The organism is Acinetobacter sp. GSS19, from assembly GCF_028621895.1.
Taxonomy (GTDB): Bacteria; Pseudomonadota; Gammaproteobacteria; order Pseudomonadales; family Moraxellaceae; genus Acinetobacter.
Genome location: NZ_CP117520.1, coordinates 743104 through 763712 on the forward strand (window position 1 = coordinate 743104; position 20609 = coordinate 763712).

The 20609-nt window shown below is 45.1% G+C and carries 18 protein-coding genes and 1 other RNA gene; 11 read left to right on the top strand and 8 right to left on the bottom strand.

Annotation, left to right across the window (positions count from 1 at the left end):
* Positions 1-83: 83 nt before the first annotated feature.
* Genes PGW99_RS03610 through PGW99_RS03620 form a run of 3 tightly spaced genes read left to right on the top strand, consistent with a single transcriptional unit; the run spans position 84 to position 4936 of the window.
* On the top strand, positions 84-1322 hold the full coding sequence (locus PGW99_RS03610) for a TolC family protein (RefSeq protein WP_273778751.1): 1239 nt from the start codon (positions 84-86) through the stop codon (positions 1320-1322).
* 54 nt (positions 1323-1376) lie between these two features.
* A complete protein-coding gene (locus PGW99_RS03615; protein ID WP_273778753.1) occupies positions 1377-3644 on the top strand; it encodes a type I secretion system permease/ATPase in 2268 nt (755 codons plus the stop codon).
* Positions 3645-3697: 53 nt separating this feature from the next.
* Positions 3698-4936, top strand: coding sequence for an HlyD family type I secretion periplasmic adaptor subunit (locus tag PGW99_RS03620; RefSeq protein WP_273778755.1), 1239 nt, complete (start codon positions 3698-3700; stop codon positions 4934-4936).
* Positions 4937-5233: 297 nt separating this feature from the next.
* On the opposite strand, the gene PGW99_RS03625 is transcribed toward PGW99_RS03620, so the two are convergent.
* The 4 genes from PGW99_RS03625 to PGW99_RS03640 form a co-directional block, all read right to left on the bottom strand.
* Positions 5234-6847, bottom strand: coding sequence for a sensor domain-containing diguanylate cyclase (locus tag PGW99_RS03625; protein WP_273778758.1), 1614 nt, complete (start codon positions 6845-6847; stop codon positions 5234-5236).
* Positions 6848-7368: 521 nt separating this feature from the next.
* A non-coding RNA gene (gene ssrS, locus PGW99_RS03630) (6S RNA) lies at positions 7369-7553 on the bottom strand.
* Positions 7554-7655: 102 nt separating this feature from the next.
* Positions 7656-7940, bottom strand: coding sequence for a cell division protein ZapA (locus PGW99_RS03635; protein ID WP_273778759.1), 285 nt, complete (start codon positions 7938-7940; stop codon positions 7656-7658).
* The gene (locus PGW99_RS03640) at positions 7937-8494 is read right to left on the bottom strand and encodes a hypothetical protein (RefSeq protein WP_273778761.1); all 558 of its coding nucleotides are present in this window, start codon (positions 8492-8494) and stop codon (positions 7937-7939) included. Before PGW99_RS03640 ends, PGW99_RS03635 begins: the two co-directional genes overlap by 4 nt.
* Before the next feature lie 64 nt (positions 8495-8558).
* On the opposite strand from PGW99_RS03640, the gene PGW99_RS03645 reads away from it, so the two are divergent.
* From PGW99_RS03645 to PGW99_RS03665, 5 genes are all read left to right on the top strand, one after another.
* Positions 8559-9191, top strand: coding sequence for a UPF0149 family protein (locus PGW99_RS03645; RefSeq protein ID WP_273778762.1), 633 nt, complete (start codon positions 8559-8561; stop codon positions 9189-9191).
* Positions 9192-9251: 60 nt separating this feature from the next.
* Complete coding sequence (pepP, locus tag PGW99_RS03650) at positions 9252-10577, top strand: Xaa-Pro aminopeptidase (protein WP_273778763.1); 1326 nt, start codon at positions 9252-9254, stop codon at positions 10575-10577.
* Between the two features lie 28 nt (positions 10578-10605).
* Positions 10606-11811, top strand: a complete 1206-nt coding sequence (gene ubiH / locus PGW99_RS03655) for a 2-octaprenyl-6-methoxyphenyl hydroxylase (RefSeq protein WP_273779420.1) — start codon at positions 10606-10608, stop codon at positions 11809-11811.
* Positions 11808-13040, top strand: a complete 1233-nt coding sequence (locus PGW99_RS03660) for an FAD-dependent monooxygenase (RefSeq protein ID WP_273778764.1) — start codon at positions 11808-11810, stop codon at positions 13038-13040. Before ubiH ends, PGW99_RS03660 begins: the two co-directional genes overlap by 4 nt.
* A gap of 174 nt (positions 13041-13214) precedes the next feature.
* A complete protein-coding gene (locus PGW99_RS03665) occupies positions 13215-13457 on the top strand; it encodes a hypothetical protein (protein ID WP_273778765.1) in 243 nt (80 codons plus the stop codon).
* Between the two features lie 59 nt (positions 13458-13516).
* Here the strand turns inward: PGW99_RS03665 and rsmI are convergent, their stop codons facing one another.
* Positions 13517-14356: a 16S rRNA (cytidine(1402)-2'-O)-methyltransferase gene (gene rsmI / locus PGW99_RS03670; protein ID WP_273778766.1), complete on the bottom strand. Its 840-nt coding sequence runs from the start codon at positions 14354-14356 to the stop codon at positions 13517-13519.
* A gap of 179 nt (positions 14357-14535) precedes the next feature.
* Here rsmI and PGW99_RS03675 point away from each other — a divergent pair, with 179 nt between their 5' ends.
* The 3 genes from PGW99_RS03675 to PGW99_RS03685 all read left to right on the top strand — a co-directional run bounded on the left by PGW99_RS03675 (position 14536) and on the right by PGW99_RS03685 (position 16588).
* A complete protein-coding gene (locus PGW99_RS03675) occupies positions 14536-14940 on the top strand; it encodes a YraN family protein (protein ID WP_273779421.1) in 405 nt (134 codons plus the stop codon).
* Positions 14941-15024: 84 nt separating this feature from the next.
* Positions 15025-15720, top strand: coding sequence for a BON domain-containing protein (locus PGW99_RS03680; protein WP_273778767.1), 696 nt, complete (start codon positions 15025-15027; stop codon positions 15718-15720).
* On the top strand, positions 15710-16588 hold the full coding sequence (locus PGW99_RS03685; protein ID WP_273778768.1) for an alpha/beta hydrolase: 879 nt from the start codon (positions 15710-15712) through the stop codon (positions 16586-16588). Before PGW99_RS03680 ends, PGW99_RS03685 begins: the two co-directional genes overlap by 11 nt.
* Before the next feature lie 12 nt (positions 16589-16600).
* On the opposite strand, the gene nudC is transcribed toward PGW99_RS03685, so the two are convergent.
* The 3 genes from nudC to dnaQ form a co-directional block, all read right to left on the bottom strand.
* Positions 16601-17347, bottom strand: a complete 747-nt coding sequence (nudC, locus tag PGW99_RS03690) for an NAD(+) diphosphatase (RefSeq protein WP_273778769.1) — start codon at positions 17345-17347, stop codon at positions 16601-16603.
* The gene (locus PGW99_RS03695) at positions 17348-18994 is read right to left on the bottom strand and encodes a chemotaxis protein (RefSeq protein ID WP_273778771.1); all 1647 of its coding nucleotides are present in this window, start codon (positions 18992-18994) and stop codon (positions 17348-17350) included.
* A gap of 126 nt (positions 18995-19120) precedes the next feature.
* Positions 19121-20479, bottom strand: coding sequence for a DNA polymerase III subunit epsilon (dnaQ, locus tag PGW99_RS03700; protein ID WP_273778772.1), 1359 nt, complete (start codon positions 20477-20479; stop codon positions 19121-19123).
* Between the last annotated feature and the right edge of the window lie 130 nt (positions 20480-20609).

A 20609-nucleotide genomic window follows, 5' to 3' on the forward strand; every position in this document is an offset into this window, starting at 1 on the left:
AATAAGACAATGAAGTGAAGCCTATGAAAAAGTGTAATGTGTTTGCCAGATCGATACACTCCAGTCAAAGTATTGCACTTTTAATGGCTTTATTTGTTATTTCACCTGCTCATGCCGTTGAACTCAAAACCTTATTAAAAATCGCGCTGACGCAAGACCCGTTAATTCTTGAAGCACAAGCCAATCAACAGGCTGCGATCAGTAAGGTCAAAGAGTCCAAGGCGTTGCATTACCCAACCCTTGCAGTGACTGGCAACCAGATTCTCAACCAGTCACACAACAACCGTTCTAATTATGTTAGTGAAAGTTTCACGCCTGGGGTACGCGGCAGTTTAAACCTCTATTCTTTTGGTGCGATTAGTGCTCAGGTCGAGCGTGATCAAAAGAAATCCGAATATTTCAACCAGAAAATAGATGAGACTGCGGAAGAGTTGGGCTATACCATCGGTACCGAATATTTTAAGGCTTTACGTGCGCGTGAATCTCTGGCCGTACAGGCACGCAGCCTGGAAAGGCACAATAAGTTTACCCGTGATATTGGGATTATTGTGCAATATGACCCGGGGCGTCGTTCTGAACTGACACAAGCACGAGCACGTCAGATGCAGGTCGAGCATAGTATTAGCAGCTTGCAACGTGAATTAGGTTTTGCCCTTAGTAACCTCAAAAAATACTCCCCCGAAGTTCTGGATCAAGATGGATTGATTGATCCTTTTGCCTATATGTCTCCGACTGAAGTGATTGATCGCTATACAGCCAACATTCAGGCGCATCCGTCATTGCAGGCACAACAGGCCGAACTCGACAGTATCCGTTCTGAGCTCAAATACCGTAAGGCTAAACGTTATCCAAGCATCAATCTGGAGGGGCAAGTCACCACTGAAGACAGTCAGGTCTATGTCAATATGGCTTGGGATGTGCTGAATCAAGGCACCAAATATTCCATCGAGCAGGGTGCGCAATCGATTGTCGCAGCTCAGGCACGTTTGGGACAGATTCAGCGTGACATTGAAGAGCGTGCACGGACGGCCGAAATTGATATGTTCCAAAGTAAACAGAAAATGGACATCAGCAGTCAGCAGATTATCGCATCGCGTGACGTGGTGATTGCCAATGAAAAACAATTCAAGATTGCGCGTAAAACACTGGTAGATGTACTGAACGCCTATAACGAACTGGCCACAGTTGAAATGGCGTATGTCAGTGCACAACACGATTTTCGTATGGCGGCACTGTCTTATTTACGTGCCAAGGCCCAGATTTCTGCATGGGCTCATGATCCGGCAACAACAGCATGGTCACCACAGCCTGTTAGCCGCTAAAGCGGTTGCACATGCTGTGCCTCAGCAAAAAAATAAAAATTGGGTAGAGACATCATGAAATCCATTATTGAACATATTGCACTGGTGACCCAGTTATTGGGTACGCCAGTTTCAGTGGCCACCCTGCTGGCACAAGTGACCCATGACCAAAATTTGCAGGTGAACTATCATGCGCTGGGTGAGGTGCTGAAAACCCACGGTTTTGACAATACTTTAGTGCAACGAGACCTGCTGGATATCCCGTCATTGGCCATGCCGGTGGTGATTGTGCTGCATAATGAAGAAGCTGCGGTGGTAACCCGTATCGAAGGTCAGGGTGCCGAACGTTATTATGAAATTCAGCAAACCGATGGCTTAAAGCAACGTTTGTCCCATCAACAGCTCAGCGAACGTTATCTTGGTTACTGCTGGTTTATCAAACCCAAGTTGGCCAGTGATCTGCGTTCTGAATTGCCTGAATATCATTTACCCAAAGCCTGGTTCTGGAAGGTCATTTGGCGATTTCGTTCATACTATTATCAGGTCATTCTGGCCACCTTTATTATCAACTTTTTGGCCTTAGTCAGTTCACTGTATGTGATGAATGTTTATGATCGGGTCATTCCCAATAAATCCTATGAAACGCTCTGGGTACTCAGCATTGGGGTGATTCTGGCCATTACGTTTGAGTTCATTGCCAAAATGATCCGCGGTCATCTAACAGATTTGGCGGGTAAAAAAGCCGATCTGATTATCAGCTCGGCTATTTTTAGACGGGTGATGAGTCTGGATCTGGCAGAAAAACCAGCTTCCTCCGGTTCCTATGCGAATAACCTGCGCGAGTTTGAATCCGTTCGTGACTTTATGACCAGTGCCAGCCTCTTGGTCTTGGTGGATTTGCCGTTCTTACTGCTGTTTATTACCGTCATCTGGCTGATCGCCGGAAAACTAGCACTGGTTCCGCTGATCCTGATTCCGATTGTGATGTTGGTCGGTTTCTTGGCACAAGGCCCATTGGCACGTTATATCAATGAATCCATGCGTGAAAGTTCACAACGCCAAGGTCTTGCAGTTGAAGCTATTGAAGGGATTGAAACCCTGAAATCCAATAACGCTACCAGTTGGGCACAGGAAAAATGGGATTTTTATACCGCCAAAAATGCAGCGTCAGGCATTAAAACCCGAGACCTCAGCAATTTTGTGGTGAATTTCTCGGTGGGTATGCAACAGCTCAACACCGTTATTCTGGTGATCGTCGGTACTTATCTGATTCACAGTCCGGATGCTAACAGTAAAATCACCATGGGGGCATTGATTGCCGCAGTGATCTTGTCGGGGCGGGCCTTAGCACCATTGGCACAGATTGCGAGTCTGGCCATCCGTTTCCAGCAAGCCAAAGTCGGGATGCAGGGACTACAGAGTATTATTGACCGTAAAATTGAACGCCATCCTGATCGTCAATACATCAGTTTGGACCGTGTCGAGGGGGAACTGAAGTTTCAGAACGTCAGTTTTAAATACCAGCCTGATACGCCAGAAGTACTGCAAGCGTTGAATTTGCAGATTAAACCGGGTGAAAAAGTCGGCATCCTCGGCAAAATCGGCAGTGGTAAAACCACCACCCTGAAACTGGCGAGCGGTTTATTTGAACCGAGCCAAGGCAATGTCACCCTCGATGGGGTGGACTTGCGGCAACTGGATCCGAATTACTTGCGCAATCAGGTGGCCATGCTGGGACAAGCTCCACGTCTGTTCCTGGGTAGCCTGCGTGAAAATCTGGATCTGGCACGTCAGGATGGTTTCTCCACCGATCAGGATTTACTGAACGCATTAAAACGCTTTGGACTGGAAAGCATTATCCAGAACCATCCAAGAGGGCTGGATATGCCATTGGGTGAAGATGGTTTGGGACTATCCGGTGGGCAAAAACAGATTATTGCCTTAGCCCGTTTAACCTTAAGAAATCCGCGGGTGGTGTTGCTGGATGAACCGACCACAGGTCTGGACCAGTTGACTGAGAAACGTGCACTAAGCGCTTTGCATCAGTGGTGTAAAAATAAAACCCTGCTGGTAGTGACGCATCGTACTCAGGTGCTGAGTATTGTGAGCCGGATTATTGTGATTGATCAAGGCAAAATTGTCATGGATGGTCCACGTGATGTGGTCCTGCAACAACTGGCACAAAATGAGCAGGCCGAACAACAGCGTGCACAACATGCAGCCAAAACCGCAAACCCTCCCCAGAGCGGCAGACGCACTGTAGTGGTGAAGCCGGAAGGTGTGACCGTTGAGCCCGCAGACGCTGCAGAAGCAACAGTGATGAATATGCCGCATCAGGCTTAAAAAATTCTCAGTGGTTGCAGACAGGTATAACGAACAGATTGTGAGTGTGAACTATGAAGGATGATCAAACCCCGCCAGTGGAACAGATTCAGTCCAAAGACCTTAAACTGGTTAATGACCTGAACGCGGCTTTACAAAAAGAGAAGCACACCGGGCTATTCTGGGTCGTCAGTTTGCTGTTTGTCTTCCTGATTGTTTTTGTGATCTGGGCATACAACAGTACGGTTGAGGAAGTCACTCGAGGACAGGGCAGTGTCATTCCGACCAGCCGTGAACAGATCCTGCAAAGTCTGGATCCGGGAACCATCAAAGAAATGCTGGTCAAAGAAGGTGATGTGGTCGAAAAAGGCCAGATCTTACTGCGTCTGGATGATACCCGGAGTTCCGCGGTTCTACGTGAAAGTGAAGCAAAAGTTGCCAATCTGGAAGCGATGGCTGCACGCTTACGTGCAGAATCTTATGGCACAGCCATTCAATTTCCTGCAGGGATTAGTGCCGACTTACAACGTCGTGAACGTGCTGCTTATGCCGCCCGTCGTCGTGCAGTTGATGATGCGGTGTCTGGTTTGGCCCGAAGCAAAGCGATGCTTGACCGGGAAATAGGCATTACCGCCCCGATGGTAGCGGAAGGTGTGATGTCAGAAGTGGAACTATTGCGCATGCGCCGACAATCCTCAGATCTTGCCCTGCAGATCAATGAAAAACGCAATCAGTATTCGGCAGATGCCAATAATGAGCTAGTACGGATCGAGTCAGAACTGGCACAAGCCAAAGAAAATATGGCCATGCGTGCCGATCCTGTCGACCGCAGTTTAATCCGGGCACCACTACGAGGCATTGTCAAAAATATCAAGATCAATACTGTCGGTGGCGTCGTTCAGGCAGGACAGGACATCATGGAAATTGTTCCATTGAATGACAAACTTCTGGTCGAAGCCTATATCCGTCCACAAGATGTTGCCTTTGTGCGTCCAGGTTTACCTGCCATTGTAAAGATCAGCGCTTATGACTATGCTTTATATGGCGGGCTTGAAGGAAAAGTCACACTCATCAGTCCAGATACCTTACGTGATAAGGCCCGGCCAAGTGAACTGAATCTAAATCCAGACGAAGCCTATTATCGGATTTTGGTGGAAACCAGTAAAAATTCACTAACCGATAAGAATGGTAAAACCATGCCAATTATTCCGGGCATGATTGCCAGTGTTGATGTGAAGACTGGAGAAAAAACCATCTTCCAATATCTGATCAAGCCGATTACCCGGATGAAGCAGGCATTGCAGGAGCGCTAACCCTTGTATACGTTAATCCCCACTATCAAAAGTGGGGAGTTTTTAGCTAGTCATAGACGTAAGAGAGCAATCTGAAATTGTTTCCCTGTCACGAAGAAAACGAAAATTTAGATAGTTCAGAGCAATTAATAAATGAATATAAGTCACAGGCTCTTTGATTTTCGTGGTGAAAATATTGGTATATGAATTAAAGTACGTCAATGGTGTACTTTAATTCCGGCAGTTTTAACACAAAAAATGAGAGCCTTAAGCTCTCATTAATTATCTCTTTGATTTAACTAAAAAATGCGTAGAAAATTAGGGGTGATCGGTATACCGAATACAATTACGACCCTCAAGCTTAGCACGATATAAATTATGATCTGCTTCCTTCAAGACGTGTTTAATATCTGTTGACGTATCGGAAGACCGGAATGAAAGACCAATAGAAACTGTGATTGGTCCTATGCCATTCACCAGTGTCGTGGTCAGTCTTTGTTGTAAACGTTCTGCGCTTAAGTAAGCTTGCTGTATATCTATTCTCGGGGTGATCACAATAAACTCTTCCCCACCGACTCGACAGCAAATATCATCCTCACGGAAATTTTCCTTGATTATTTGTGCCAGCTTTTGCAAAACCAAATCACCTTGATCATGGCCATAGTGATCATTAATTTTTTTGAAAAAGTCGATATCAATTGCGATGACCGAGAAGCGGGTTTGTTGCTTCAGCAATTCATTAGTAAACAGATCCATCCCACGTCGATTATATAGCCCGGTTAAAGGGTCTGTATTGACATGGAAATTGAGTTCAGTCACTTTTTCATTGAAATTTTTGGTACTCAGCAACAGGGACAGTTTAAATTTATAGACTTCGTAATACCATGGATTCACCTGTTCAATTTGAGCAATCGCATCTGGACTATTCAGATTACCTGCTGTCTTTGCCAGGCTATGTAAAGGTGCGGAGATAAAACGAGATAATCGCCAAACAATAAAAAAAACTAAAAGATAAAAGAGGAAAATACCAATGCCAACTTTATATAAAATAGAGCGTGCTTGAGCCAATAAAGACTCGGTCGGTTGTTGAGAAACCACGATCCAGTTAGTAGAAGGAACGCGTGCGAAACCAGCCAGATTATCAATTCCTCGGCTGTTAATCAGACGAATTTTTCCGGAACTGGTCTGATTCATAAAAGCTAAGCCCGTATTATTAACTACGGTTTCTCCAATTCTTGCTCGTTCAGGATGAAAAATGATCCTATTGTTATTATCTATGACATACATATAGCCATCCTTATAGCTATATTTAATTGTGAGCAACTCACTAATAATATTATTCTTTTTTAAATAAATAGAACCGGTGACAAAACCAAGATACTTCCTATTCTGATCAAAAATTGGTTGAGTCATCAGTACAATCAGGTTTTTAGTTGCAGAATAATAGGGTGGAGAAATATAAGTTTTTTGGACCTTTAAGGATTCCTCTACCCCTAGAGTGTGCAAGACCATATTCTTTTTAAGAGTCAGGCTTGGGGGGGCAACTTCTTTAATTTTTCCTTGATGATCAAAAACTAAAACACTATTAAATTGTGATGACTGATTTTTCAGACGTGCAACTTCAGCTTGCAAAACAGCTTGATTATCGAAATTCTTTCCTAAAATGTTGGCACTATAGGCGAGCTGATCCAGCATAATCTTAAACTGCTGATCAGCATTAAGTGAAACTTTATGAGCATAATCATAGTTAAGTGATAAAGAATTCTCGATCAGCTGTTTTTTCTGAATGTAGTAACTCACGGCCAGTGAGATCAGAAATAAGCTGGCAACACTGAATATAACGAGATATAAAATTAAGGTTCTAAGATTAATCTTTAGCGAATCATTGTACTGACGGTGAAAAGCATGAATAAAATATTTGACCTTAGACATATTGTTGTCTATTCCGCGCCCCGATAAAAAGAAAAATTAGACTTTATTGCTAAACAAGCATAAGTCATTAAAATAATTGTGTTTCGTTTCTCATATTACAATATAAGTGCGCTTTGTATAGGATTATTTACCGCTTCAGGGTAATCCCTCGCTAAAAATAATAGGATCTAAAAACAGTAGAATTTTTTCTTAAGCTATAAAACTCGGTGAGGATAAGACAGGGCAGTATTAATGTAATGGTCTGGAAAAACTGATCATGCTCTAAGATCCAGTGGGCAGGGGAAATTTATTCGTGGGCTTGCGAGTCTCTATCAATGATTTTATTGTCTTGAGTGAATGGGAGTGAGCCTAAAACATTTTAGTTAATTTAACTTTTTTCCATATCATGAATTTATTTTAATAACAGTATTAAACTGCATTAAGCAACTTTTGAAGTTATACATGGAGTATAAAAAAGCTTGAAAATTAGATTGGAGTGGAATATGGAAGTTTTTATTATATTGTTGACATTAAAAGCTAAAAAATGCTCCGAAGATGCCGCTGCATGTCGTTACCCTTGAACCCTAAAGTTCAAGGTGGAGGCGACGCATACTTGCTGGGTTTCCTACTCGGGGTAGGCATACGCTCTAAATATGCAGAACGCCATCCTAAAGTGATGATATCGGCTCAGGGGAATCAGACCCGCTGGCGAACATCTCAGAGACAACTTTAGTATAACCCATCTTGCTACGATGGCAATGCTCTCGCGGCTGGATATGTAAACTTAGGTGACAACTGTTGCTGCTTTAAACAGAATGATTCAATTCATTCAGACCAAGCTTTCTACATCTTCTAAAATCGCGTCGAGAAGGCGTTCACAGTGTGCATATTCCTGTAGCGATTTATTGAGACTCAAAACTTCCTGCATTAATTCAAGTGCGACCATAATCACCAATTTGTTATGCTCAACACGTGGAGCTTTACGGCGGAATTCATGAAATTTTTCATTTAACAGGGCAGCCGCACGCTCTAGGTCTGCCTGTTCATCTGCAGTTGTTGCAACACGGAAAATCTGTTCAATCAGGCGTAGCTCAACGGTGACTTGTTCACTCATGATTCAACCTCTTCATTAACTTCTGTCGGGTGAGCAAGTTGCTGAATTTCTTGCGCGTTCTGATCCTGTGTGGTGCCAAGAATCGCCAAACGTTGGATAATCGCTTCTACTTTTGCACGTGCATGTTCATTTTTAAGCCGCAAACGTTCCCGATCCTGTTGCAGCTCCTGAATTTCCTGTTGACTCCGTCGTTGTTCATTTTGCAACTTTTCTTTTACAACGCGCAGTTCGTTACGTTCAGCTAAAATTTCCTGAAAACGGTTTTTTAAGTCGGTACTGCTTTTTTCAAGACGTCCATAACGTTCAGCCAAAGCGGTAGCATCTTGGTTAAGCTGATGATACTGGCTTTGTAAAGCTGACAGTTGCTCGGTCAGATTATCAATTTCTTCTTGTTTCTGGGTGATCAGACCATTCTTATGCACCACTTGCGCATGATGCTGTTCATCTGCCTGCGCTTTGTCGTGAATCAAAGCCTGATTTTCATTTTGGTAATCCGCTAAACGCGTTTTTAAAACGCCAATATGCGCTTGTAGACGCTGTAATTCTTCTAACATAACGTGGTCGCACAGTGTTGCAAACAAAGGTAATATATACGCAGTATAGAGATTGGATAAGCGAATGCAAGACGATATTTCAGGTTGGTCAGAATGGCACCGCAATTTTGTAGGCATTGAAGAAATTTCAAGCCCGAGTGAGTTACACGGGCTGTTGACCGGTATAGTTTGTGTTACACAGGCACCAAGTCGTGAAGAGTGGATCCAGATTTTATCCACCCTCAATGTGCCGGAATTACAAGATGATGCCCTGGTGATTTTGACGGATGAAGCTGATGATGTAGCGCATGCCTTGACAGAGGATGAACTGGACTATTTACCACTCTTACCTGATGACGATCACGTTTTGGCAGATCGTGTACAAGCCCTTGCGGATTGGTGTGCGGGTGTCGTGTTAGGTTTTGGTTTGGCATCGGGACATATCCGTGCTGATGAAATGGAACTGATTGAACATTTGCAAGATGTGGCGGCCGTCGAGTTTGAAGATTCAGACGATGATGAGGAAGGTGAAATTAGCTATCAAGAACTGTATGAATTTGTACGCTTGATTCCTGTGAGTTTATCGATTGGACGCAAGAAAATCAGTGTTGCTGAAAGTTCCTTGTTGCAAAACTTCCATGCGAAAGCAAAAAAGGGCCAAACAGCCTCTGAAAGCAATAGCGTTGTCGAAATGTTTACCCCGCACCGTCCGAGTTAATCGGACGCGTTGCGTCAATTTTTTTCTTTATCACCTTGCCGATTAAAAATAAGAGCCATCATGAAATTGACACAGACCGATTTTCGCCTCCGCCGAGACCGCCTTGCAGCCAAGATGGGGCCACAAAGTATCGCCATCATTGCGACCAGTCCGGTTGCGTACCGGAATCGTGATGCTGATTATAAATTTCGTGCTGATAGTAGCTTTTATTACCTGACGGGATTTGCTGAGCCGGAAGCGGTTGCGGTCATTGAAACGTTTGAGTCGGGTGAGGATTATTGCTATAGCCTGTTCTGTCGTGAACGCAACCGTGAAATGGAAATCTGGAATGGCTATCGTGCGGGGATGGATGGTGCAATCCAGGATTATGAGGCGGATGAGGCTTATGCAATCGATCTGCTGGATGAAGAAATACTGAAAAAACTGCTCGATAAACAGCGCTTGTATTATCGTATTGGACATCAGGCTGATTTTGATGCACGTGTGAGCCAGTGGATTAAGCAGGCTGATAGCCAGCAGCGCCGGGGGCATGGTTCGCCGGCTCAGGTCATACAGCTGGATCGGCTTCTGGATGAGATGCGTCTGATCAAGTCTGCTGAGGAAATTGAATTGATGCAGATCGCATCAAATATCAGTGCGCAAGCACATACCCGTGCGATGCAACGGGTACGTCCAGGCATGATGGAATATGCACTAGAAGCGGAACTGAATTATATTTTCGGTCAAAATGGCTGTGTACCTTCTTATAACAGTATTGTCGGTGGCGGGGCGAATGCTTGCATTCTGCATTATGTGGAAAACAATCAAATGCTGAAAAGCGGTGATCTGGTCTTGATCGATGCTGCTTGTGAATATGAATGTTATGCCTCGGATATTACGCGAACGTTCCCGGTCAATGGCAAATTCAGTCCAGAACAAAAAGCACTTTATGAGGTTGTTCTACAGGCACAGTTAGCCGCGATTGATGCTGTACGGATTGACCATTCTTACCGTGAGCCACATGAGGTTGCCGTAAAAATTCTCACTGAAGGTCTGCTGGATTTAGGCTTATTGCAGGGTGAGCTGAATGAACTGATTGAAACTGAAGCCTACCGTCAGTTCTATATGCATGGGACGGGACACTGGTTAGGGATGGATGTCCATGATGTGGGATCATATAAGGCAGAAGGTGAGTGGCGTCCTTATCAAGAGGGCATGGTGGTCACCGTAGAACCTGGCCTGTATATCGCTCCAGATGACGAAACTGTGGAAGAGAAATGGCGTGGCATTGGCATCCGGATCGAAGATGATGTCGTTGCTACAGCGGATGGACCTCGTATTTTAACAGCAGGTGTTGTAAAAACAGTCGCAGACATTGAACAGTTAATGGCTCAAGCCCAAGCATAATGGGTAGCAGCGATAAGGAGTAGAAATGGTGCAGCAGCAAGTCATGATTGTGGGTGGAGGGATGGTGGGACTCAGCTTGGCGCTGATGTTAGCCAAACAGAATATTGCTGTGAAGCTGCTGGAGGCCATTCGCTATCCACAAGAGCAGCAGGCTGAAGTGCCTTATCACTCCAGTTTTGATGCACGGAATACCGCTTTGTCACGTCGTACCGTACAGATCTATCAAAAGTTGGGGCTATGGTCAGCCTTGCAGCAGCATGCCACACCCATTTTGCAGGTTCATATTACTGAACAGGGCAGTTTTGGTAAGGCGCGTTTGTTGGCGGATCAGGAAAAAGTCGAAAGTTTTGGTCAGGTCATTGAAAATGCTTGGCTTGGCCGTGTGTTGCTGAGCCAGGTACGTCAGCAGCCTCTGATTGAACTGATTGATGGGGTTACCGTCACAGCGTTGCGTCAGGATGATCAGCAAGTCTATCTAGAAGCGACCCGTGGTGATGAAACCTTAAGCCTGAGTACCCAATTGCTGATCGCAGCAGATGGACGGGATTCATTCTGCCGTCAAGCACTCGGTGTGGGTGTGGATGTGCATGATTATGAGCAAGCTGCAATTGTAACCACAGTGCAAACCTCGAAACCGCATCAGCACATCGGTTTTGAACGTTTTAGCCCGCTTGGGCCATTGGCTTTATTGCCACTGCCTGGAGAATACCGTCGTTCCGTGGTTTGGCCAGTAAAAAAAGGCACTGAACAGGAATGGCTCGGTGAAGAAAATGACCAGCATTTTCTGGATGCCTTGCAAAAAACCTATGGTGATCGGGCTGGAAAATTTCTGAAAACAGCACAACGTTTTAGCTATCCATTGTCACAAGTACTGGCCCATCGCCAGGCTGTGGGACGTGTGGTATTGATGGGGAATGCTGCGCATACCATTCATCCGGTGGCCGGTCAGGGCTTTAACCTGTGTATGCGTGATGCCGATGTGTTATTACGCTATTTGAACCAGCAACAGGCAAATGATGCTGATTTGGGTGATCCAGAAGTATTAAAAGCCTATGAACAGGCACGTCTTCCCGATCAGCGACGCGTGATCAAGTTCTGTGATTCCGTGGTGCGTGGCTTTAGTAACAACAATCCATTGCTGAAATTATTACGCAATACCGGATTGATTGCTTTTGATGTCATTCCGGGGGTGAAACCACTGGTGGCGAATTATGCTATGGGGTTAAAAGCATGAATGAAACCAAAGATGTGGTGATTATTGGCGGTGGTCTGGTCGGGGGGCTGACCGCCTTATTACTGGCACAGGCCGGTGTACAGGCGACTGTACTTGATGCTGCACCGATTCAGGATGAGGCTCAAGTTTTGGCTGTTGCCAATCCACGGGTATTGGCACTGAGTCAGGCCACCATGCACTTGCTCCGCACAGTCGGGGTGTGGGACAAACTGGCACGTCATATGCCCTATACAGGCATGCACGTCTGGAACAAAAATGGCTATGGTGAAATCATGTTTGGCCAGGCATCTGACCGATTCCCCGCTGCTGAACAATGGTTAGGTTCCATGGTTGAACCGAGCATTTTGAACCTGGCGATCCAGCAACAGATGGTGCAGCAGGTGCAGGATTACCGTACGCAGGTCAAAGTGACACGACTGGAACAGGATGTGCAAGGATGGCGCATTCAGCTGGCAGATGGTACCCAACTCAAGGCTAAGCTAGTGATTGGTGCCGATGGAGCCAACTCTTTTGTACGCGAGCAGGCGATGATCGGTTTGGATCTCTTGGATTATCGTCAGGCAGCGATCAGTTGCGCGATTAAAACAGCCCAACCGCATTTACACGTGGCACGACAAATCTTCTTGCCGACCGGTCCATTGGCTTATTTGCCGATGGCCAGCCTGCATGCTGCCGAGCAGGGCTTCTGGCAGTCGATTGTCTGGACGTTGCCAGATGATTTTGCTGATGAGTATTCCGCCTTGGACGATGAGCAGTTCAAACAACTGCTTACACGGGAAAGTCATTATATGTTGGGTGAAGTGCTTGAGGTTCGTTCGCGTGCACAGTTTCCTTTAAAAGCACGTTCTGCACAGTTGTATGTGAAACCGGGGTTGGCTCTGGTCGGTGATGCAGCGCATGTCATCCATCCTTTGGCAGGACAAGGCGTGAATATTGGTTGTCTGGATGCGGCAGTGTTGTGTGATGTCTTGTTGCATGATTTACAGCGTGGGGTCTGGGCACACGAGCAAACTTTACAGCGCTACGCTCACCGCCGTAAAGGACAAAATGAGGCCATGATGCATAGCATGTCCGCGATTGGCTGGCTGGAAAGCTCTGAATTTTCTCCATTGATCTGGGCGCGTAATTTTGGTTTGAAGCAGGTCAATCAGTCTGAATTGCTTAAGCAGATGTTTATGCAGCAGGCCGCTGGATTACAGGCATTACAGGGAACCCGTTACGCCGCTTGAGGCAAGTGTGTTGTTTTTTAAACAAACATCAATATAAGATTACTAAGATGGCTAAAAAAAATACGATTTTTTCGTATTTAGCTCTTTGCGAAACTCAGAGAGATTGCTAAATTTCTTCGTAATTCATTCCCATGCAGGATGGGGTAACAGGATGTCATTTGTGGGGAGAGAGAAATGACGGATATTAATGATTTTGACGATGCAGAAGATGTAACAGTCGACGAAGACGAGGCGAAGGCTGCCGAAAAAGGTGCAGATAGCGAAGATGGCACCTCTGATGCAGACCTTGCTGAAGCTGAAACGCTCACTGTTACCGCAAAACAAAAACAGCGCCAGGCCCTAGAAGATGAAATAGCGGCTTTCTTGGCGCGCGGTGGAAAAATTACCGAAGTTCCACCGGATGAAGGTCAGGCGTAGTTAATACGACAAGCACAAAAAAGCATCACAAATGTGATGCTTTTTTTATATAAGGTTGCTTATTTTTGTTCGGTCAGTTCTAGTGCACGTTGATAGGCAATTTTCTTTTTGATCCCGGTAAGATCCGCAGCAAGCTGAGAAGCTGCTTTGACCGACAGATCTTGTAATAACCGTGTCAATAACTGATCCAGTTTTTCCTGTTCCATGTTCTTTTCTTGTGTGGCTCCACCTACCACCACGACAATTTCACCTTTCTGCTGGTGATGATCCTGTGCAATAAAGGTGGCCAGTTCACCTAAGGTCATTTTTTTGATGGTTTCAAAGGTTTTGGTGATTTCACGGGCAAAGCCAACGGGACGTTCTGCACCAAATACCTTAGCCATGTCTTGAATGCATTCCAGAATGCGATGCGGCGCTTCATAAAAGATCAGGGTTTGTGTCTCATCTTTGAGCTTTTCTAATTGCTGTAAACGTTGGGATTGTTTGGATGCAAGAAAGCCTTCAAAACTGAAACGGTCACTGGGTAAACCCACTGCACTTAAAGCGGCAATTGCAGCACAAGCGCCTGGAACAGGAATGACACGGATCTGATGCTCCTGTGCCGCACGTACCAGTTTAAAGCCAGGATCACTAATTAACGGGGTCCCTGCATCGCTCACCAAAGCTAGACTTTCACCAGCCAACAGTTTTTCAATCAGACTATGAATTTTGTTGCTTTCATTATGATCATGGCAGGCGGTCAAGGGGGTACTGATATTAAAGTGCTTGAGCAATTGTGCAGACTGGCGGGTATCCTCTGCAGCGATCAGCGAAACCGACTTTAACACTTCTACGGCACGAAAGCTCATATCATCCAGGTGCCCAATCGGGGTAGCAACAACGTATAGCGGGGCACTCATGTGGAACTCCAGGATCAGATCAGCAAAATCGGTGTTTCTCTTAAAGATGAGAAAGCGAAAGAAAGGATGCTGCTGATTGTACCTGAAATGCCTGTTGAGGTCTAAGCGCTTTGCAAATCAACAAAAAACTGTTATCACATCAGGTGTTCGCACAAGATAAGAAAAATAACGAGGTTCTGATGGCACTTGCATCACGCACTTTGGGTCAATGGGCTGAACAGCAAGCCAGCCATTTTCTGCAGCAGCAAGGCTATCAGCTGCTACGGCAAAATTATCATTCCCGTTATGGGGAAATTGATTTGATCATGCTACAGGCTCAGCAACTGGTCTTCGTTGAAGTGAAAGCACGTCAGCGAGGCGGTTTGCTGCGAGCTGAGGAGAGCATTAGTTCCAGCAAACAACGGAAAATTATTCAGACTGCCCAGCATTTTTTGGCTCATGCGATTGAATATCAGGATTTTTACTGCCGTTTTGATGTGATTTGCCTAGAGATTTCTTCAACAATTGCAAAAACAGTACAGCAAGATTTTCCTCACCTCATTTATGATCTGCAATGGATTGAAAACGCATTTACATTGGATTAAGAGTTCATTACTCTTTGAAATAGATCTAAATATAAACGCTGATTGAATAGACCAACATTGAAGATGAATAGGGAGTCTGACGGAGTGTCTAAACGTATTGTAATGGCTCTGCTCTGTGTAGCAAGTTTATCAGGTTGTGCAAGTTTTATTGCAAGTGGTACAGGGCCAGCACCGGTCGGGAATGACCTCGGCACTCGCTCTTTGGGGCAGGTATTTATCGATTCTTCGATTGAGCGGACGGCCAATATTAATCTTTATAAACTGGATCCACGCTTCAAACAGTCACGGGTAAATATTGAAAGTTTTCATAGCAATGTGTTGTTGACTGGGCAGGTGCCAGACCAGCATTTAAAACAGTTAGCTGAAGACAACGTCCGCGCGATGAGTGATGTCAAAGCCGTGCACAACTACATTACCATTGGCGATAAAATTGGTTATGCCAGCATCATGCAGGATGCTGCGGTAACAGCGAATACCCGTGGTCTGATTGTGAAAGCGCCAATTGTGAATAGCAATAAAGTGCTGGTGCATACAGAAAATGGCGTATTGTATGTCATGGGTCGTTTAAACAATGCTGAAATTAATGACCTGAATCAGGTCCTGCAGCAAGTTGGCAATGTAAGTAAAATCATCACCTTGATTGATAATACGGAACAGATGCAATCTGCCATACAACCCATCGCAATGGTGAATCCGGGGCAGAGCAATTTTGTACAGCCGGACGTGCAGACACCTGTTGCAATTGATCCTGATGCCGCCGAGCCAACAAATGCCCAGTAAACCACAACAAATTGTCCAGCGTCTGAATGATAAAGTACAGCAGGTCTCTCAGAATTTCCGGTTGTATGATATCGGCAGTTACGCACTGAACCGTTTTATTGCAACCGAGTATTTTGAGCTGCTGCCGAATATTGCCTATGGTTTGAAAGGGCGTCAGCGCTTAGATTTGTATCGCTCCTGCATGCCACGACCGCATCGCCCTTTATTGGTGTTTGTACACGGGGGTTCCTGGCAACATGGTGACAAGAAAGACTATAAGTTTATTGCCGAGGCTTTTTGTCGTGAAGGCTATGATGTGGCGGTGGTGAATTATCATCTGGCACCAGAACACATTTTTCCGGCTTACATTGATGACCTGACATTGGCATTAAATCATTTGCATCAACATCAGCACAAATATCAGATCTCAACCGAGAATCTGGTCCTGATGGGGCACTCCGCGGGTGCCTTTAATGTGATGTCCGCTTTGTATCATCCTGAGCCTTGTAGCCTGCATTGTCGTGAACAGATTAAAGCGGTTGTAGGGATTGCAGGGCCATATCATTTTGATTACAAGGGTGATCCACTATCACAGCATGCGTTCGATGAGCATATTCCTTTCCAGCAGGTCATGCCCTATTACTTCGTGGATCAAAATCCGGTACATCACTACTTGTTGATGGCAGCAAATGACCAGATTGTGCAGGAGAGTAACAGTTGGGATTTGCATCAGGTATTACAAGAAAAGGGGAATCACAGCCAGGTGGCTGTGATCCCGAATACCGGACATATTACCATTGTGGGCAGTTTGTCGAGCTGGTTTAGTCGTTATTTCAAGACGAAGGAGACCATCTTGCAGATGTTAGAGCAGACTTTTGCTCAGCGATGAAAGCATTTTGGCTTACATCGCATGTCCGTGAATGATGTGCATGATCATGGCATGTGCCACGCTACCTTTAAAAGGAATTTCAGGTAGCTGATCAAATTTAAAGAAAGCGGCATCATAAATTTCGTCTTCCTGAATTTTGATCTTACCGGAGTCATATTCAGCATGGAAAGCGATCATCAGATTGCTTGGGAAGGGCCAAGGCTGGCTAGAAATATAGCGAATATTTTTCACCTTAACACCGACTTCTTCTAATGTTTCGCGCTCAACCGCCTGTTCAAGCGTTTCACCCACTTCCACGAAGCCGGCAATCAGGCCATACATTTTGCCCTTATTGCGAATTGACTGTGCCAACAGGATTTCATTGCCTTTGGTAATAATCGTAATGACACAAGGCTGAATTCGCGGATATTGGCTGTATTTACAGGCCGGGCAGACCATGGCGTATTGTGTTGGGTGAATTTCGGTAGCATGGCCACAATGGCTGCAAAACTTGTGATTGCGGCGCCATTCTAGTAATTGAACCGCTCGGCTGGCCTGTTCAAATTGGGTGCGATCCCAAATGGTCACGAGTTGCCGAATGGGAACGAGTTGAAAACCTTCAGGAATGGTTTCGCTATCAAGTAGATCCCGAGCAATGACGTGGTCACCTTCAGTGAAGAGTAGATCGTCTTCTAGACGTTCAACTTGAGGGAGTTGAAACTGCTCGTCAACGAGCAGTTTCTGTTCATGAAAAATATAAGCAAGTGATAATTCAGACATTTAGATCGTTGCAGAAGCGAGTTGTTGACTACTCGATAATGCTACATCAAACATTGAATGTAAAACAGGTTGTTTATTTTTTAAATTCTCGATGAGCATTTCAGCACTGGCCAGTGTGTCCAACACCAGGTTGATCTGAGCTTTCTCAACACTCTTTTGTTGCTCAATCTGTTGCTGAATAAATATCGCAGATTGCAAGAGGGCATTTTGTCCTTCCTGAGCGCCTAAGAATAAAATGGCACCGCCAACCTCTTTCAGCTGGGCAGGAACAGCCGTTAAACTGTTCACATCCTGATCCTGTAAATATTGTACCAATGACTGGCTACAGAGCTCGATCAGACTTTGCGTTTCAGTTAATAAAACCACATGGGCTTCATCCAGACGATCCAGTGAAATTTTCATGTTGTTGACTGGAAGCTGCAGGCGACTAGAAGTATGGCGACGTTCCAGAATTCCGATGGCATTCATAGCAGACAAAATCGCATTCATCAGGTTGTGGGCAAAATTTTCCTCATGCAGAACGTCTGGCTGAGTCAACGCTGCGGCCTGATTACAGAGCTCATGATAGGCATCATGCAGATCTAATACTTTAAAGATATTCGCCAGTTCTTTCAGTTTACCTTGCAGTTCCTGGGTTTTTTCAGGACTCATGTTTTGGTAGTTGTATTCAATCTCGTTACGGATTTGTGCCATTTCGGTCGTTACCAGCGTACTGATATTGCGAATGGTGTCATAATCCGGACCATATAACTGTGTGCTAAACACACGTAATTGGGTGTCGGTGAGGGAATCTTCAGCAATATTTAGCTGTTCACGAATGTGATGCGAAATCTCATCTTCTTGGCTGATACATAAACTCAGTACATCTGCACTATCTGCCAAGCTAGCCTTGAATTCACTAGGTGCTGCAAAGAACTGGGCCATATTGTATTCGATCTGGATGAATGCGCGTAGACGGGCATCGTTCAGGAACAGTTCATCAATATGGTTGAAAGCGACATAAACCAGATTCCAGTATTGCTCGCTTGGCTGTTGCTGAGCGAGACCTGCCAGATAAGTACCGACCAGTTTAATTCCCTGACGATCTAATTCAGCGGCCTGTTGTTGAAGCAGCTTGTGCAGGCAGAGTTTATAAAGCTGATGCACATAGCCTGATTTTTCCAATTGTGGTGCTTGTGGAAGCTGAAAATTCGGGTTGACGCAGTCTAAGAGTGGCTCAATGTGTTGGCCTTCATTGGTGAGTGCCTTGCCCAAGGCGAGTTCTAATCGATTCAAGGTGTCATGCAAGAACTGCGGGACGGTCACTTCACGTAAGCAAATGAATTCGATATAGCGCTTCAACATGGTGGTGCCTTCACTCAGCGCCAGCATGTCCTGTGTATTAATTTCACTTGGATTGGCCATGATCTTGTGCATCAATTCTGCTGAATACTGCGCAATCCGGGCAAGTTGTGGCATGTCGATTAGAGCAAGGACTTGAGCACACTGTTCAAACTGATTGAGTGCATCATCTATACCAAAAGGAAGGGTCTGGTCTTCGGCCAACGCACTTACTGCAGATTCCACCAGTTTAATCGAGTTATCAACCTCATTTTTTATTATCAATAATGCAGTCGGGTCGAAGTGAATAGAGGTTTGGTAAGACATGTATCTGCACCTTTCCTAGTGTTATTTCTGTTGTGTAGGCCCCAAAAAAGGGGCTAATTTGTTCAAGCTCAAATATAGCCTAACTTTTCAGGCTTTAAATACAAAAAATAACAAAGCCTTCAAAATTTATTTAGCAAAAAAGCAAGACTCTCCATGTTTTTCTTCATATTGTTTGACCCAAGTCTCATGTATGGCGAGCTCTTGCTCACTTGGCAGAATAACCGGCAAGTCGACTTGCAACAGTGGTCGGCTACTTTGGCCGGACTGGCTTTCGTGATGTGAAAGAGCGTCCATATCGAAAGAGACCTGACCGCCGGTCATCGCCAAATAGACATCTGACAGAATCTCTGCATCAAGTAACGCACCATGGAAGGTACGATCACGTGCAGGGATTTCATAACGTCTAACGAGGGCATCCAAGGAGTTTTTCTGTCCAGGGTGTTTGCTCTTGGCCAAGGCCAAGGTGTCCGTCACTTCACAGACCTCGGATAATGCCAGTAGTCCTGCACGTTTGAACTCCATATCCAGAAAGTTCATATCGAAGGTGGCGTTGTGCGCAATAATTTCGGCGCCTTTTAGGTATTCGAACAAAACATCGGCGATTTCGGCATAGGTCGGTTTGTCCTGCAAGAACTCATCAGTAATACCGTGCACGTTCACTGAATCACCGACCGGTTTTTGCGGATTGATATAAATGTGAATCGAGCTACCCGTAAGTTTGCGGTTGACCATTTCAATCGCACCGACCTCAATGATGCGATCCCCATCTTGATAATAAAAACCGGTGGTTTCTGTATCGAGGATTAGTTGGCGTGGACCATGTAATTCGAGTTGAGCTGGGGTGATTTTAATTTGTGGATGTACTGCACCTAATCCTATTTCTGATTCTTGAGTGGTTACAGTTTCTTCTGCCGCTTCCATTAAGGTTGTTTCTTCCTCAGCTGAATCATCGTCTAATAATTCAAAGCCGAAAGGATCATCGAGGAGCCAGTCCTGTTCTTGAGGTGTATCCGTATCGATGACTGTTTCGCTCAGCAGGTTTTCACTACTTTTAAGATGGTTCTGGCTGACCTGATCTGCACCGAGATTGGCCAGTTGGTCGGCCATTTCATTACCGGGATGACCGGCATGGCCTTTGATCCAGTTCCATTCAATCTGGCGTTTTTGACAAACGGCATCCAGTTTTTGCCATAAATCCGGATTTTTGACATCTTTCCAGTTTTTCTTTTTCCAGCCCTGAATCCACTCTGTAATGCCCTGTTTGACGTAATTGGAGTCAGTCCAGACAATCAGTTTCGCCTCCATTGGGCAAAACGAAACGCCTTCAATCGCGGCAGTTAGCTCCATGCGGTTATTGGTGGTTTGTGCTTCACCACCAAACAGTTTGTGCTCACCTTGTTCAGTAATGATATATGCGCCCCAACCGCCCAAGCCCGGATTGCCGCGGCAAGCTCCATCAACATAGAGAGTGATTGTTTGTGACATAGATCAAAAATCCAAAAACGTGTGAGTGGGAAAAAGCGAAAACATGAAAAGTTATTGTATACGGAAATGGCTTTTTTCAACCTTGCCAAAATGCTTTTTTTAAATTTCTTGTAACATTTCTGCCTGAAAC